At 72.0% G+C, this 15,128-nt stretch carries 12 protein-coding genes and 1 pseudogene; 3 read left to right on the top strand and 10 right to left on the bottom strand.

Annotated elements, in window-relative coordinates; translation table 11 throughout:
* Nucleotides 1-15: 15 nt before the first annotated feature.
* Together AB0D74_RS43710 and AB0D74_RS43705 are read right to left on the bottom strand one after the other, a co-directional pair.
* Nucleotides 16-954, bottom strand: coding sequence for a fumarylacetoacetate hydrolase family protein (locus tag AB0D74_RS43710; protein ID WP_362599889.1), 939 nt, complete (start codon nucleotides 952-954; stop codon nucleotides 16-18).
* Entirely contained in the window at nucleotides 951-2,096 is a 1,146-nt protein-coding gene (locus AB0D74_RS43705; protein ID WP_362599887.1) for a VOC family protein, read from the bottom strand. The genes AB0D74_RS43710 and AB0D74_RS43705 overlap by 4 nt, the downstream gene beginning before the upstream one ends.
* 138 nt (nucleotides 2,097-2,234) lie before the next feature.
* Here AB0D74_RS43705 and AB0D74_RS43700 point away from each other — a divergent pair, with 138 nt between their 5' ends.
* The gene (locus tag AB0D74_RS43700; RefSeq protein WP_362599885.1) at nucleotides 2,235-2,870 is read left to right on the top strand and encodes a TetR/AcrR family transcriptional regulator; all 636 of its coding nucleotides are present in this window, start codon (nucleotides 2,235-2,237) and stop codon (nucleotides 2,868-2,870) included.
* A 29-nt stretch (nucleotides 2,871-2,899) separates the two neighbouring features.
* Here the strand turns inward: AB0D74_RS43700 and AB0D74_RS43695 are convergent, their stop codons facing one another.
* Nucleotides 2,900-3,799 (bottom strand): DUF2993 domain-containing protein, encoded by a 900-nt coding sequence (locus AB0D74_RS43695; protein ID WP_362599883.1) that lies wholly within the window; start codon nucleotides 3,797-3,799, stop codon nucleotides 2,900-2,902.
* Nucleotides 3,800-3,813: 14 nt separating this feature from the next.
* Complete coding sequence (locus tag AB0D74_RS43690; protein WP_362599881.1) at nucleotides 3,814-4,482, bottom strand: TetR/AcrR family transcriptional regulator; 669 nt, start codon at nucleotides 4,480-4,482, stop codon at nucleotides 3,814-3,816.
* A gap of 115 nt (nucleotides 4,483-4,597) precedes the next feature.
* Here AB0D74_RS43690 and AB0D74_RS43685 point away from each other — a divergent pair, with 115 nt between their 5' ends.
* Complete coding sequence (locus AB0D74_RS43685) at nucleotides 4,598-6,214, top strand: MFS transporter (RefSeq protein WP_362599879.1); 1,617 nt, start codon at nucleotides 4,598-4,600, stop codon at nucleotides 6,212-6,214.
* 232 nt (nucleotides 6,215-6,446) lie between these two features.
* Here the strand turns inward: AB0D74_RS43685 and AB0D74_RS43680 are convergent, their stop codons facing one another.
* From AB0D74_RS43680 to AB0D74_RS43670, 3 genes are all read right to left on the bottom strand, one after another.
* A complete protein-coding gene (locus tag AB0D74_RS43680; RefSeq protein ID WP_362599877.1) occupies nucleotides 6,447-8,342 on the bottom strand; it encodes a PASTA domain-containing protein in 1,896 nt (631 codons plus the stop codon).
* A 275-nt stretch (nucleotides 8,343-8,617) separates the two neighbouring features.
* On the bottom strand, nucleotides 8,618-9,301 hold the full coding sequence (locus AB0D74_RS43675; protein WP_362599875.1) for a TetR/AcrR family transcriptional regulator: 684 nt from the start codon (nucleotides 9,299-9,301) through the stop codon (nucleotides 8,618-8,620).
* A gap of 250 nt (nucleotides 9,302-9,551) precedes the next feature.
* Nucleotides 9,552-10,241, bottom strand: coding sequence for a GAF and ANTAR domain-containing protein (locus tag AB0D74_RS43670; protein ID WP_362599873.1), 690 nt, complete (start codon nucleotides 10,239-10,241; stop codon nucleotides 9,552-9,554).
* A 26-nt stretch (nucleotides 10,242-10,267) separates the two neighbouring features.
* Here AB0D74_RS43670 and AB0D74_RS43665 point away from each other — a divergent pair.
* Nucleotides 10,268-10,435 (top strand): annotated as a pseudogene (locus AB0D74_RS43665) (DUF5133 domain-containing protein); the annotation flags it as partial.
* Between the two features lie 230 nt (nucleotides 10,436-10,665).
* Here the strand turns inward: AB0D74_RS43665 and AB0D74_RS43660 are convergent.
* The 3 genes from AB0D74_RS43660 to AB0D74_RS43650 all read right to left on the bottom strand — a co-directional run bounded on the left by AB0D74_RS43660 (nucleotide 10,666) and on the right by AB0D74_RS43650 (nucleotide 14,901).
* Nucleotides 10,666-11,364, bottom strand: coding sequence for a response regulator transcription factor (locus AB0D74_RS43660; RefSeq protein WP_362599871.1), 699 nt, complete (start codon nucleotides 11,362-11,364; stop codon nucleotides 10,666-10,668).
* The gene (locus AB0D74_RS43655) at nucleotides 11,361-12,578 is read right to left on the bottom strand and encodes a sensor histidine kinase (RefSeq protein ID WP_362599869.1); all 1,218 of its coding nucleotides are present in this window, start codon (nucleotides 12,576-12,578) and stop codon (nucleotides 11,361-11,363) included. Before AB0D74_RS43655 ends, AB0D74_RS43660 begins: the two co-directional genes overlap by 4 nt.
* 91 nt (nucleotides 12,579-12,669) lie before the next feature.
* Entirely contained in the window at nucleotides 12,670-14,901 is a 2,232-nt protein-coding gene (locus tag AB0D74_RS43650) for an MMPL family transporter (RefSeq protein ID WP_362599867.1), read from the bottom strand.
* Nucleotides 14,902-15,128 lie beyond the last annotated feature (227 nt).

Genomic DNA, 15,128 nt, shown 5'->3' with positions numbered 1-15,128 from the left:
GGCTCGCTTCGCGTCTCAGTGCGCGTCGGCCACGGGCGTGCGCTGCTCGCCCAGGTCGATCCGGGCGTCCGGGGTGGCGATGGTCGCGGTGACGACGTCACCGGCGTGCAGATAGCGCGGGTTCTTCGCCTGGGTCCTGAAGAACGCCTTCCACTTCACGGCGGGCGGCAACAGCGCGCCGATCTTCTCGACCGGCTTCGGCGGGGCCTTGAGCGCGGTGCCGCCGGGGGTACCGGTCAGCAGCAGGTCGCCGGGGTCGAGGGCCTGGAAGCGGGCCAGCAGGGTCAGTGCCCGCGCCGGACGGACGATCATGTCCGCCAGGGTGCGGTCCTGCCGCAGTTCGCCGTTGACGGACAGCTTCAGCCGCAGGTCGAGGAGGCGGGCGAACTCCGCCGGCTCCAGCAGGGTCAGGTAGGGCCCGGTCGGTGTGAAGGTCGGGTACGACTTGCTCTCGTAGAACTGGGTCTTGGTCAGCTGTACGTCCCGCGCGCTGACGTCGTTGGTGATCACGAGTCCGGCCACGTACGACGGCAGGTCCCGCTCCTCGACGACGGTGCCCAGCGGCAGCGGCGCACCCATGACGAGGCCCAGCTCGATCTCGTAGTCGAGGAAGTTCACGTGCCCCGGCCGCACTACGGCCTCGGCCGGACCGCTCACCGAGCTGGACGCCTTGCGGAAGAAGGCGGGCGGGATGTCGCCGGTGAAGCCCGAATCGCGGGCGTGGCTGCGGTAGTTGACCATCTGGCACACCACACGGCAGGGGGTGGTGACCGGAGCGAGCGCGGCCAGGTCGGCGACGGGGGTGCCCGGCTCGCCGGAGGCGGCGGCCTCCGCGACGGCTGCGCGGTCGGCGAGCAGCTCGGCGGTGGTCGTCGCCTTGGTGTCGACGGGTACGGCGCGCTCACCGCGCACCACCCACCAACGGTCGGTGGTGCGCAGGACGTTGGTGCTCATGAGTTCACGGCTTTCAGCAGGCCCAGCAGGCGGGCGGGGTCGAGTTCGTTGTCGCCGCGGAGGGCGTGCAGCACCTCGCGCAGCTTGGCGGGCGACGGCGTGGCGCCGAGGAAGTCCCGGGTGGCCGGCGGCCCCCACTGGGCGAGGCCGCTCGTGGACATGGGCGCCCAGCCGGGTTCGACGTCGCAGGAGAACAGGTCGCCGTCGGCGAAGTGCTCCAGCATGAAGTGGTCCGGGTCGCGCCAGTAGTCGAAGAGCTGGCTGCCCTGGATGTGCCGGCCGATGCCCCAACTGCGCCGGTAACCGCGTTCGTCGAGATATTCACCGCCGGCCGCGATCGAGTCCAGGTCCGTGACCTGGTACGCGGAGTGCACATAGCCGGTTCCGGGACCCAGGTGCATGGCGAGGGTGTGGTGGTCGGCCGGCACGCTGCCCAGGTCGCAGCGGACGAACGCCATCGTCGGGCCGCGCCCGCGCTGCCCGTCCAGGAACAGGAAGTCGGACACGATCATCCCGAGGGTGTCCAGGTACCAGTCCAGGGCCCGGGCGAACACCCTTGTCTCCAGCACCACATGGCCCAGCCGCTGGATCCGGGACGGCTCGCGGGGCGGGCGCTGGGTGGCGTTCGTACGGCGGTGCTCGGTGCCGAAGTTGAGCAGCAGCGGCTGCTGGCCCGGGAGTTCGGGCAGCCGCTCGGCGCAGTGCACGACCCGTACGGGGAGGCCGGACGGGTCGAGCAGATCGACCACCCTGCCGCCGCCCGGCACGTCGGCGTCCCGCACGGACGTGCCCGTCGCCCGGGCCAGGCGGTCCAGGTCGGCCCGCTCGGCCGCGCGGAACGCCGGGCCGATGAACTGCGAGGTCCGGCCGTGCCGGATCACCATGCACGGCGAACCGGCGAAGGTGCCCCGCAGCCACAGCTCCCGTTCCGTGCGGGCGGCGACCTGGAAGCCGAAGTCGCGGGCGAAGACCTCCGCCCGGTCCAGGTCGGGCTTCTCGAACTCCAGCCAGGCCAGGTCGGCGACCTTGATCACGGGGTTCCGGGACCGGCCGGGGTGCTCGCCGCGCAGGGCACCCTGCTCGCTGTGCAGGTCCTGGTGGGGTGTCGCGACGGCAGCTGCGGCCACGCGTGTTCCAGACATGGTGCCCTCCGAGCAACATCGCCGTAATGAGGAAATCATCATCTTTGACGGAAGCATCGTCAAGAGAAGGACCGAAGGAAGAATGAGGAATCCATCAGAACTGTGGTGGGTCAGGACGCGGCGGCTAGACTTCGGCACATGCCCACGTCAGCCCCGCCCAGCAACCGGTTCGAGCGACGCCGCGCCGAGACCCGCAAGGCACTCGTCCGCGCCGCCCGCCAGATCCTCGCCGAGACCGGGGACACCAGCGCCAGCATCCAGATGATCGCCGAGCGCGCGGACGTCGGCTTCGGCTCCTTCTACAACCACTTCGAGTCCAAGACGGAGCTGTTCGAAGTGGCGATCGTGGACGCCCTGGAGGAGTTCGGCCAGGCCTTCGACGAGCACCTGACGGGGATCGACGACCCGGCGGAACTCGTCGCCGCCGGCTTCAGGCTCAGCGCCCGCATGGCCGCCTCCCACCCGGAACTCATGCAGGTGGTGCGCCGTCGCGGCCTCGGATATCTCCATTCCGACAACGGCCTGTCCAGGCGGGCCCTGCGCGACCTCCAGGTCGGCATCGCCTCCCGCCGCTTCACCGCCGTGGAACCGGTCGTGGCTCTGACCGCGGTGGGCGGGACCCTGCTGTCCCTCCTGGAGCTGAGGTTCACCCGCCCGGAACTCGACGGCGACGAGGCCGCCTCGAACCTGGCCGAGATGGTCCTGCGCATGCTGGGCGTCCCCCCGGACGACGCCCATGACGTCGCCCGGCGCCCCCTGCCCGAACTGGGCTGACAGACCGGCACCACACGTCTCGAAACGCATCAGGCCTTCCCGCTCGTGGTCCCGGACCGCGAGGCGCCGTCCTGCGACGTGCCCTCGGCCCGGAAGGTGACCGAACTGCCCGAGAAGCCGGCGGTGAGTCCGTCGGCCGTGCTGGTGAGCGAACGCAGCTTCAGACCGCTGGGGATGTTCCGCAACCGGATCGGCTGCGCGAGGACCTTGTCGAGCAGCCGGCTGCCGACGTCGGGCAGCGCGCCGCCCGTGACCTTGAAGTCCCGGAAGACGATGCTGTTGCCGGTGGCCGCGGTGACGCTCGTCGTCACGGTGACCTGGTCCCCGAAGGGCAGGGGCACCACCGCGCTCACCCGACCGGGGCGGTCCCCCTGGGAGACCTCAAGGCCCAGGCTGTCCGACAGGTCCGGGTAGGACAGGCGGGCGGTCGCCTCGGCGCTCTTCGCCCGCGCCTCGCTGTCGTCGTCGGACTTGGTCAACCCGTCCAGACGCAGGGAGAGTTCGGTCACCGGGAGCGGGCGGTCGCTGCCGTCGGCCGGTATGTCGTGGGCCGTGATGTCGACGCGCCGCAGAGTGCCGGAGGCGGCCTGGGTCAGGACGGGAAAGCCGCGGACGTGGACCTCCGGCGGCAGGGGCGTGCGCATGCCCTCCTGGAACGCCTTGGCCGTGCGGGACTCGATGCGCACCGCGACGAACCGGTCGGCCGCGAGGGGGACGAGCGCCAGCGCGACGAGGGCACCGACCGCGAAGCCGAGCCGTCGTCGCCGGGGAGGGCGAGGTCCGTGGTCCTCCGTCGATCCGGGCACGGCACCCGGGGCGACGGAGCCGTCGCCCCAGGCGTCGTACGGGGGGTAGTACGGCTCGTACGACGAGCCGTCGTCGTACCGGTACTGCGAACCGTCGTCGTACCCGTTCCGGGAAGCGGACATGGGCGGTTCCTCCTTCAGTGGGGGCGATGTGCGGTGGGGAGCGGTGTGGTGCCGCGCAGTCGGCGGACCGTGGCCGCGGCGGTGACGCGGTCGACTCCGGCGGCGATCAGGGCGGCGACGGCCGCACCGGTGCCGTCGTCCGCCCAGATCCCGCGGTTCACCGCGCCGAGGAGCGCCAGCAGGTGGGCCTCGATGGCGTTGCTGAGCGGGCCGGGCGGGACCGCCGCCTGGAAGACGCCGTGGCGCTGCCCCTCGGCGAGGATGTCGGCGACCGTCTCGCGGGCCGGGGCGAGGACCTCGCGGACCTCGTCGGGACCGAGATCCTGTCCGGCGAGACCGATCAGCGTGCGGTAGCAGTCACCGACCGGCCAGAGGGTGAGGACGAAGCGGGCCAGGGCGGCCTCGGGGCCGGGACCGGAGTCCGGCGCGGTGACGGCGATCGCGAGGCGTACCGCCTCCGTGGCCTCCTCGGCGAGTCCGGCCACCAGCGCCGCCCGGCCGGCGAAGTGCGTGTAGACCGTGCGCCGGGCCACCCCGGCGGCCTCGGCGATCTCACCCAGGCTGCTGTCGGGATTGCGGCCCAGTTCCCGCCGGGCGGCTTCCAGGATGCGGGCGCGGGTGAGGCGCGTGGTCCGGCGTCGCCGCGGGGGCGGCGGGGCCGTCGCCGGCGTCGGGCTGCTCATGTCGGCACCTCGGTACGGAGCGGAATTGGGGGGGCACCCCGATATTTGCACATGGACGAGCAGGAAACTAGTCTGCTCATCGATGTGCAAAAAACTCGTCGCCTGGGAGACCCCCGTGCCCTTTGTTGCCACCACACCCGTCGAGAAGATGACCGGCCCGTACGCACGGCGCTGGTGGGCACTGATCGTGCTCTGCCTGAGCCTGCTGATCGTCGTCATGGCGAACACGTCGCTGATCGTGGCGGCGCCGGGCATGACGAGGGACCTGGACCTGAGCAGCAGTGACCTGCAGTGGGTCATCGACGGCTACACCGTCCCGTACGCCGCGCTGATGCTGGTCCTCGGCGCCATAGGCGACAAGTACAGCCGCCGCGGCGCCCTGGTCACCGGCCTGCTGGTCTTCGCGGTCGGCGCCGTGACGGGCAGCCTGGTCGACGAGACCGGCCTGGTCGTCACCGCCCGCGCGATCATGGGCGTCGGTGCCGCCGTGGTCATGCCGGCCACCCTGTCCCTGCTGGTCGCCATGTTCCCGCGCGGCGAGCGCGTCAAGGCCATCACGGCCTGGTCCGCGACGTCCGGCCTCGCCATCGCCGTCGGCCCGCTGATCGCCGGCTGGCTGCTGGAGAGCCATGCCTGGGGCTCCACGTTCCTGATCAACGTGCCCATCGCCGTCGTCGCCGTCGTCGGCGCGCTGGTGCTGGTCCCCCCGTCCAGGGCGCGGGACATGGGCCGCATCGACTACGTCGGCGGGCTGCTGTCGATCGTCTCCATCGGCTCCCTGGTCTACGCCACCATCGAGGGCCCGCACTTCGGCTGGGGCACCGGCCCGATCACCGCGGCCGTCGTCGCCGGAGTCGGTCTGCTTGCCTTCGTCGCCTGGGAGCTGCGCCACCCGAGCCCCATGCTGGACGTCCGCAAGTTCGCCGAGCGGCCGTTCAGCGGCTCGATGATCGCGGTGCTGTTCTTCTTCTTCGGCACCTTCGGCGCGATCTACTACTCCACCCAGTACCTGCAGTTCGTCCTGGACTACGGGCCGCTGGAGACCGGCGTACGACTGCTGCCGCTGGCCGGTGCCGTCGTCGTGGGCGCCGCGCTCACGGGGCGCCTGACGCCGAGGCTCGGTGTGAAGGCCATGGTGGTGACGGGCATGGTCATCGGCACGGCCGGCGTCTTCCTGCTCACGCAGATCGACAAGGGCTCGACCTACCCGGCCTTCCTGGCCCCGATGATGATGCTGGGCTTCGCCATCGGCCTCAGCGTCTCCCCCGCCACCGACACCATCATGGCCTCCTTCCCCGAGTCCGAACTGGGCGTCGGCGGCGGCGCCAACGACACCTCGGTGGAACTGGGCGGCTCCCTCGGTATCGCCCTGCTCGGCTCCCTGCTCGGGACCGCCTACCGGGACAGGCTGACCGACCTGGTCGGCGGCCACCTCCCGGACACGGCGCTGGAGACGGCCAAGGACTCGGTGGGAGGCGGCCTGGCGGTGGCCCAGGAAGTCGCGAAGAACCCGGCCGGCGGCGCCCAGCAGGCTCAGGCGCTGGTCGACGCCGTCCACGAAGCCTTCGCGCACAGCATCGCCCGGACCAGCCTGGTCGGCGGAATCATCATGGCCGCCGGGACGATGATCGTCCTGGCGGTGCTGCCCGGCCGTGAGCGCGGGGCGAAGCCCGGCTCCCCGGACGCGGCGAACACGCCCGCCGAGCACGCCGAGACCGTGGGCTCCGTCTGAGCCCACGCGCGGAGACGGGTCGTGCCTGAGCGGCGCACGGCCCCGGGACGGTGCCGGTCGAGGACCCGGCACCGTCCTTCTGCTGTCCGGGACACGCACCTGCCGTCCGGCCGCACATCCCACGGCCAGGGCTTCGCCGAAGACCACCGTCACCGTTCGTGCCGCCACCGGGCCGCGTCCGAGGGCATGGCCGGCCGGCCACCTCGCCCGGTCGGACACGGCCGTCCGGGCGTCACCCCGGGAACGGGAGAGCCGGCAGCAGTTGGGACGTCGGCGTCTGCGTACCGCCGTCCGTGGAGGTGTCGTCGCCCGATGTCCCGGTACCGGCGGCCTGGGTGACCACGACCACGGTGCTGCCCGCCGTCACCTCGCTGCCGGCCGCCGGCGTACTCGACGTCACCACCGCGTCGGACGCCTGGGCGTAGCCGGTGGCGACACTGGTCTGGAGGCCGAGGGCACTCAGCTCGCTCTGGACCTCCGCGAGGGTCTTGCCGACGATGTCGGACGGAATCCGCACGGTCTGCACGGCCTTGGCGACCTTGATGTCGATCGCCGTGCCCGGATCGACCTCCTGGCCCGCGGCGGAGCTCTGACCGATCACGGTCCCGGCCGTGGCGTCGCTCTCCACCTCGGTCGTGCTGCCCAGCTTCAGGTTCTGTGCCGCCAGCAGCCTGCGGGCCTCGCTCACGGTCACGCCGCCGAGATCCGGAACGGTCGACTTCGCCGCCTCCTCGGCCACCGTGAGAGTGACCTCGGTGCCCTTCTCGACCTTCTCGCCGCCGTCCGGGTTCTGTCTGAGGACGGTCCCGGCGTCCTCGGTCTCCGACTCCACCTGCCGGACCTTCACCTTGAAGCCCTTGTCCTCCAGAATCCGGGACGCGTCGTCCTGGTTCTTGTCCGTCACGTCCGGCACCTCGACCTTGGGCGCCCCGGTGGAGACGGTGACCGAGACCGCCTCGCCCTTGGTGAGCCTCCCGTCCGTGGGACTCTGCTCGCAGACGTGCCCCTCGGGCTGGTCGGCGCAGGGCTCCCGCTTCGCGACGGTGACCGTCAGACCGACGTTGTCCGCCGAGCGCTTGGCCTCCGTCAGGGTCTGCCCGACCAAGGCCGGAACGTCGGCCCTGCCGTCGTCGGCCTTGCCTCCGCCGAACATCAGCCAGCCCACGACACCCGCCAGCGCAAGGACGACGACGCCTGCCACGGCCAGCGCCACGGTCGCCCTGCGGCGCCGGGGCGGCTCCTCCGGGTCGTCGTACACGACGTCGTGCACCGATGTCGGCCGGGCGCCGGCCGCCCCGGGGCCTCCCACCCCGAGGCACGCTTCGATGTCGGCGAGCATCTCCTCGGCGGACCGGTAGCGGTACGCGGGGTCCTTCTCCAGGGCGCGCAGCACGATCGCGTCGGCCTGCGGGCCGATCTCGGGGTTGTACAGGCTCGGCGGGCGCGGGGGCTCCTGGGTGTGCTGGTACATCACCGCCATCGGCGAATCGCCGGTGAACGGCGTGCGGAAGGTGAGCAGTTCGTACAGCAGGCAGCCGGTCGAGTACAGGTCGGACCGCGCGTCGATGTCCCGTCCCGTCGCCTGTTCCGGGGAGAGGTACTGGGCTGTCCCCATGACCACGGACGTCTGTGTCATGCCGACGTCCCGCGCGTCACGAGCGATCCCGAAGTCCATCACCTTGACGTCGCCGGCCCAGGTCAGCATGACGTTGGCGGGCTTGATGTCCCGGTGCACGATGCCCTGCCGGTGCGAGTGCGAGAGCGCCCGCAGGATCCCGGCCGTCACCTCCAGGGCACGCTCGACCGTCAGCGGCGGCCCGGCGTGCAGGGCCTCGCGCAGGGTCGTCCCCTCGACGTACTCCATCACCAGGTACGGCAGTGTCCCCCCGTACGCCGTCTCCTCGCCCGTGTCGTAGACGGCGGCGATGGCAGGGTGGTTGAGCGAGGCCGTGGACTGGGCCTCCCGCCGGAACCGCTCCTGGAGCGCGGGCTCGTGGGCGAGGTCGGTCCGCAGGGACTTCACAGCGACGACGCGGTCGAGCCGGAGGTCGTGCGCGAGGTGGACCTCGGCCATGCCGCCGGAGCCGAGCAGGTGGCGCAGCTCGTACCGGCCGCCGAGGAGCGCCACGGTGTGACCCTGGTGAGGGAGGGTCAGGTCGTCTGATCCGCCGAGATTCACTGCGCTTCTCCACAGGTGGTCGGATGTCTGGGCCGGAGGCATGGCGCACCAGCGCGCCGCCTGCGAAGCCAGGAACACGAAAGATAATTGCACGACATCGAGCAATTATCTCGTCCGCCTGGAAGCCGACGCCTGAGAGGCTCGTCACGGTCGACCGCCGGACGACTCCGCCCCCGCACGGAATGCGGGGGCGGACGGGATTCCTCAGGCATCGGGGAGGGGGCTCAGCCGCCGTCCAACGTCTCCGCCGCCTCCGCCGTCTCCGACGTCTCCACGGCCACCGTCGACGCGACGTCCTCGACCACGGCGCACGCTCGCTCCTCGGGCACGCCGGCCGCGATGAGCGTGGTGATGGCGACCCGGGTCCCGCCGTCGTCCTCCAGCGCCCCGGTGTTGACCGCCTCCAGCAGCGCGACCGTCATCGCCTCCAGGCCGGCGCTCAGCACAGCGGCCGGAAGATGCGCGTGGATCACGCCGTCCCGCTGCCCACGCTCCAGAACGGCCGTGGTCACCGCGCGGGCCGGGGCCAGCACCTCGGCCACCCGCTCCGCTCCGAGATCCCGCCTGGCCAGCGCCAGGAGCAGACGGTACCGATCGCCCACCGGCCACATCGACAGCACGAGGTGCGCCAGCACGCGCTCGACCGACTCCCCCTGCGCGCCCTCGACACCCGTGACCACCGCGGACCTGAGCGTTTCGGAGGCTTCGTCGGCGAGGGCCTCCAGCAGGGCGGCGCGCCCGGGGAAGTGCCCGAACAGAGTGCGCCGTACGACACCCGCGGCGCGCGCCAGCTCCTCCAGAGTGAGGTCCGGGTTCCGCCCCAGCTCCCGACGGGCCGTGACCAGGATGCGCGCCCGGTTCGCCCGCGAATTGCGGCGCAACGGCTCACGGGCGACGGGCTTGGACACGGAGACCTCGATGGATCAGCGCGGTGCGGAACGCGGCGAACGGGGCAGGGAACACCGGCATTCTCGCACGGAGGCCCGTACCCCGATCCAGCGCCAGAGCCCGCCCGGTCCGGTCCCCCGGTGCAGGTGTGGGGGCGGTCGTACGGGGGACTTGGCGGGCAGGGCGGGTTCAGCAGCGTTCCCCCGGGGACTGGCCCGGCCCAGGCTTCTCCGGTTCAGCAGAAGTGCCGGGGGAGCCGTTCACCCGGGCTCACGACAGGGTGCCCTCCTCGCAGACCCTGCGGGCGACCTCGCGGAGCTTGATGTTGTTCGCCTGGGAGTAACGGCGCAGCACGTTGAACGCCTCCTCCTCGGAGAGACGGTGGCTGCCCATGATGATGCCCATGGCCTCGCCGATGGAGTGACGGGTGGCGAGGGCCCTTTCCAGCTGGGCGTGGGTACGGGCGGCGGAGAAGGCGACCGCCGCATGGGAGGCCAGCAGCCATCCGGCCAGCTCACTGGCCTGGGTGAACGCGCCGGGCTCACGGGAGTAGAGGTTCAGCGCGCCGAGATCTTCCTCTTCGGTGAACAACAGGAAGCCCATCATGCTGCCGACGCCGAGCCGGCACGCCTGGGGCGCGTAGGCGGGCCAGCGCTGATGCTCGGTGGTGAGGTCGGCGATACGGAAGACCCGGTCACCCTGCGAGGTCCGGGCGGCGTCGTAGCACGGCCCTTCCCCCAGCGCCTGCTGCAACCGGTCGCTGTCGATGACCAGTTGGTGAGTGGGGGCGAGTGTCTCCACCTGCGCGTCGTGCAGCACGAGGATGCCCGCCGCGTCACAGCCCTCGACCAGTTCGGTGGCCGACGCGGTGATCCGACGCAGTGTGGCGTCGACCGAGTCCTGTGCCAGCAGATCCCGCGCCATCGACGCCATCTGCTCCGCGAACCGACCCCATTCCACCCGTCGTCCTCCGCCACTCGTCACGCCTGGACAAGTCTCCTACCCAGCTTTCCACGCGAGGCCCGCGACCACCTCGCCGGCGGATGAACGACATCGCCTACACGCTGTGCGTCTCGACCGGAACCCGGGACATCGACGCCGCCCTCGTCGCCGCCCGCCACCGGCTGCCCGGCGCCCGCCCGCACGACGACTCCGACGATCACGATCGACCCCGCCGTCGAGCCGGCGGCGGCCAGTTGCTCAAGGGTCCTGTCCATCGGCGCCGGGTATCCGGGGCGCCGCGTCGCATCCCCGGAAGCCACGGCGTGGCGGACGCGGCATTCGCCGGGTCGGTTCCACCCGGACGCACCGGGCCCCGGACGCTTTCTGCCATGGGTGAAGGCCGCGAGCTCGACGCCGTGCTCGCCCTGCGGGGTTCCGGCGGTCAGAGGGCGTCCGGCGGACGCGACGCGGGGGACTGCGGTTTCACCAGTCCGCTCTGGTAGGCGATGACCACGAGCTGGGCGCGGTCGCGGGCGTCGAGCTTGGTCATGGCCCGTTGGATGTGGCTGCGTACGGTCAGCGGGCTCAGCACGAGCCGGTCGGCGATCTGGGCGTTGGACCTGCCGTGCGCGGCCAGCGTCACGACCTCGCGTTCACGGTCGGTCAGCGCCTTGACGGCGTCGGGGAGGGCGAGGAGGTCGTCGGTGTCCGGGGTGGTCAGGAAGCGGGTGATGAGGGCGCGGGTGGCGGTGGGTGAGAGGAGGGCTTCGCCGGCCGCGACGACGCGGATGCTCGACAACAGGACGTCGGGGCTGACGCCCTTGCCGAGGAAGCCGCTCGCGCCGGCACGCAGGGCCTTGGCGACGTTCTCGTCGTTCTCGAAGGTGGTGAGGACGAGGATGTGGGTGCCCGTCAGCTCCGGCCGGGAGCAGATCGCGGCGGTGGCCGCCACTCCGTCGAGGTTCGGCATCCGGATGTCCATGACGACCACGTCGGGCCGGTGCGTCTCGGTGAGCTCGACGGCCTCCCGCCCGTCGGCTGCCTCGGCGACCACCGTCAGGTCGTCGGCCGAGTCGATGAGGATGCGGAAGGTGGCCCGGAGCAGGGCCTGGTCGTCGGCGAGCAGGACACGGATGGTCATGGGGCGGGGCTTTCGTGGTCGCTGTCGGTGGCGCTGCCGGGCAGGGTGTCCAGCGGCAGGGTGCAGACGACTTCGAAGCCGCCCTGGGTGCGGTGGCCCGCGTGGAAGGTGCCGCCCGCCGATGTGGCGCGTTCGCGCATGCTGATCAGGCCGAAACCGCCGTCCGGGCCGGGCGGCGCGGGGGTGCGGCCGGGGGCGGTGGCGTTGGTGACGGTCAGGGTCAGACGCCGGGGCGCGTAGGCGAGCCGTACCTCGGCGGTGCGGCCGGCGCCGTGCTTGGTGACGTTGGTGAGTGCTTCCTGGAGGATCCGGTAGGCCGTCAGATCGCGTACGTGGCCGAGCGGGCACCGTTGCCCCTCGACGGTGACGGTGACCTGGAGTCCGGCCGCCGCACAGGATTCGACCAGGTCGGGCAGCCGGTCGAGTCCCGGCGCGGGGGCCAGGTCGTCGGCGGGGTCGGTGTCCTCCCGCAACAGCCCGACCGTGGCCTTGAGTTCGCGCAGGGCCGCGGCCGTCGTCTCCGGGAGCCTGTCGATGATCTCCTGGGCCTTGTCGGGCCGGGTCCGCACGAGGTGTTTCACGGCTCCGGCCTGGGCGTCGGCCAGGGTCAGGTGGTGGGCGACCACGTCGTGCAGTTCGCGCGCGATACGCATGCGTTCCTGGACGACCCGGTGGCGTGCCTCTTCCTCACGCTGCCGGTCGCTGTACTCGGCGCGGGCCACGGCGTACTCGCGGCGCACCCGCCGGTAGCTGCCGAGAGCGGCGCAGAGCAGGATCCACGCGGCGGGGTTGACCACGGAGAAGACCAGGGAGTCGAGGAAGGAGGGGAAGACCAGGCCACTGGCCACCACGCAGCCGGTGACGATCAGGGCGCTGTTCCATCCGGTGCGCCGGGGCGTGCGCAGGCTCGTGGCGTACTGCGCGACCAGGAGCGGGCCCATCAGCAGCGGGGTCAGGAGGTAGTCCAGCGCGCCCACGGCCATCGTGCACAGCGCGGTGCCGGCGAGCACGGTCAGAGGGTGGCTGCGGCGCCAGTGCAGCGCGGCGCAGGCGAGCGCGGACAGGGCGATGCCGGGCCACAGGGCCAGTGGACCGGAGGCCAGTGCCCGGGTGAGCAGGAGGCCGGTGAAGGTGACGGCGAACAGCAGGACGAGGACCGAGAGGTCCAGGGCTTTCCGGTGGGTCGCCGCCCGGTGCCGCCAGCTGGTACTCATCACGCTCCGAAACACTCCAGGGAACAGCCATGCTCACATATCGCGGGCCGCGGCGCCCTGCTGCTCGGCGCCGCGACCACGGGTGCGGCCGTCAGACCCGGACCGGCTCCTGCGGTGCGGCCTCGCCGCCCGCCACCGGCGGCGCTGTCGCGAGCCCCGCCCCCTCCACGTCGACGCGGGGCAGCAGCCGGTCCAGCCAGCCCGGCAGCCACCACGCCCGGTCGCCGAGCAGTGCCAGGACCGCGGGCACCAGCGCCAGCCGTACCACGAACGCGTCGAACAGCACCGCCACCGCGAGCCCGAACCCGATCGTCTTGACCATCGACTCGCCGGAACCGACGAACCCGGAGAACACCGCGATCATGATGACCGCCGCGGCGACGACCACCCGGGCACTGTGCCGGAACCCGGAGACGACCGCGTCGGGGGCCCGGTCACCGTGGACGTACGCCTCCCGCATCCGGGCGACGAGGAACACCTCGTAGTCCATGGCCAGGCCGAACACGATGCCCACCAGGAAGATCGGCATCAGGCTCATGATCGGACCGGCCTGCTCCACGCCCAGCAGCCCCGCGCCCCAGCCCCACTGGAAGACCGCCACGACCGAACCGAGGGCGGCCAGCACCGACAGCAGGAAGCCGAAGGCGGCCTTGACCGGTACGAGCACCGACCGGAAGACCACCAGCAGCAGAAGCAGGGCCAGTACGACGATGACGGCCAGGTAAGGCACGAGCGCGGCCTGGAGGGCCTCGGCGATGTCGATGTTCATCGCGGTGCTGCCGGTGACCTCGAAGGTCGCTCCCGTCGCGCGCTCCAGGGCGGCGCGTTCCGAGCGGATGGTGCGGACGAGGTCCTTGGTGTGCTCGTCGTTCGGGCCGGTGGCCGGAACCGCGGAGAACAGCGCGGTGTCACCGGCCGGGTTGAACCGTGCCGAGGAGACGGACACGACCCCGTCGGTGGCGCCGATCTCCTCGGCGATCTCCTTCACGGCCGCCTTGGCCGCCCTGGTCGCATTGGCCGTCTTGGTGCCGGCCGCGCCCCTGGCGTCGACGACGATCGTCAGCGGCCCGTTGAATCCCGCGCCGAAGCCGTCCGCGAGGGCGTCGTAGGCACGCCGTTCCGTCGACGAGACCGGCTTGGACTCGGCACCCGGCATGCCCATCTCCAGGCTCGCGGCGGGCACGGCCAGGACGCCCAGGCCCGCGACGCACGCCACCAGCACGGCCACCGGGCGGCGCATCACGAACCGCGCCCACCGGGAGCCGCCGTTGTCGGTCGCCCGCCGGGCCGGGCCGCCCTTGCGGGTACGGCGGGACAGCACCGCGTCCGGCCACATGCCCAGCAGCGCCGGCACCAGGGTGAGGGCCACCAAGACGGCGACGACCACCGCGCCCGCCGCGCACAGACCCATCTTGGTCAGCATCGGAACGCCGACCACGGTCAGGCCCGCCAGCGCGATGACGACCGTCAGCCCGGCGAAGACCACCGCGGAGCCGGCGGTGCCGACCGCGAGTCCGGCCGCCTCGCCCGGGGCATGCCCGTTCGCGCGCTCCTCCCGGTAGCGGGAGACCACGAACAGGGCGTAGTCGATACCGACCGCGAGTCCGAGCATCGAGGCGAGCGTGCCCGTGGTCAGGGAGAGTCCGAAGACGCTGCCGAGAGCCATGATCGCGGCCATGCTGGTGCCGACGCCGATCACGGCGGTGAGCAGCGGGAGACCCGCCGCCGCGAGGGAGCCGAACGTGATCAGCAGGATCACCGCGGCGAGACCGATGCCGATGGCCTCGGCGCTGCCGCCCGCCGCGGGCTGCTCGGCGAGGGCGGTGCCGCCGACCTCGACCGTGAGACCGGACGTGCGCGCCTCGCCGATGGCCTTCTCCAGGGCGGCCTTGTCGGCGTCGGTGAGGTCGTCGGCCGTCACCTTGAAGTTCACGGTGGCGTAGGCGGTGGAGCCGTCCTCGCTCACCGCGCCCGCCTTGAACGGGCTCACGGCGTTCAGGACCTTCGGCTCGTCGGCCGCCTCCGTCACGAGGGCGTCGATGGCGGCCCGGTTACCGGCGGCCGTCACCTTCCCGCCGTCGGGCGCCACGAACACGATCCGCGCGTCGGCGCCGTTGGCGTCCGTGCCGGGGAAGCGGTCCCCGATCAGGTCGAACGCCTTCTGCGCCTCGATGCCGGGCATGAACGACGTGCCGTCGTCGGAGGAGGCGGGCGCCGTGACGGCGCCGGCCCCGGCGCCGCCGAGGATCACCGCCCACAACAGCACCACGAGCCAGCGGCGCCGGAAGGCGGTCCGGCCCAGACGGTAGAGCAAGGTAGCCACGGGAAACGGGTCTCCAGGTCAGGTTTCGGGTGGACGGCCAGCCTGACGGGACAGGGGGTGCCGGGGCATCGTGCGGCTGCCCGCAATCGCGCCTGGTGCCCCTGCACGAGCCCCCTTGGTGTCCCTGCACGAGCCGACGCGGTCCTGTCCTCCTCCGGGAGGAGCGGTGGATACGGCCCCGGAATGATTCCGGGTCCGGTCGGGCTCTTCGCTCTTGTCCACCCACA

The sequence above is a fragment of the Streptomyces sp. NPDC048278 genome (genome assembly GCF_040652195.1).
Classification (GTDB): Bacteria; Actinomycetota; Actinomycetes; order Streptomycetales; family Streptomycetaceae; genus Streptomyces.
Note: the sequence above shows the minus strand (reverse complement) of the source record. Positions and strands in the feature narration are given on the sequence as shown.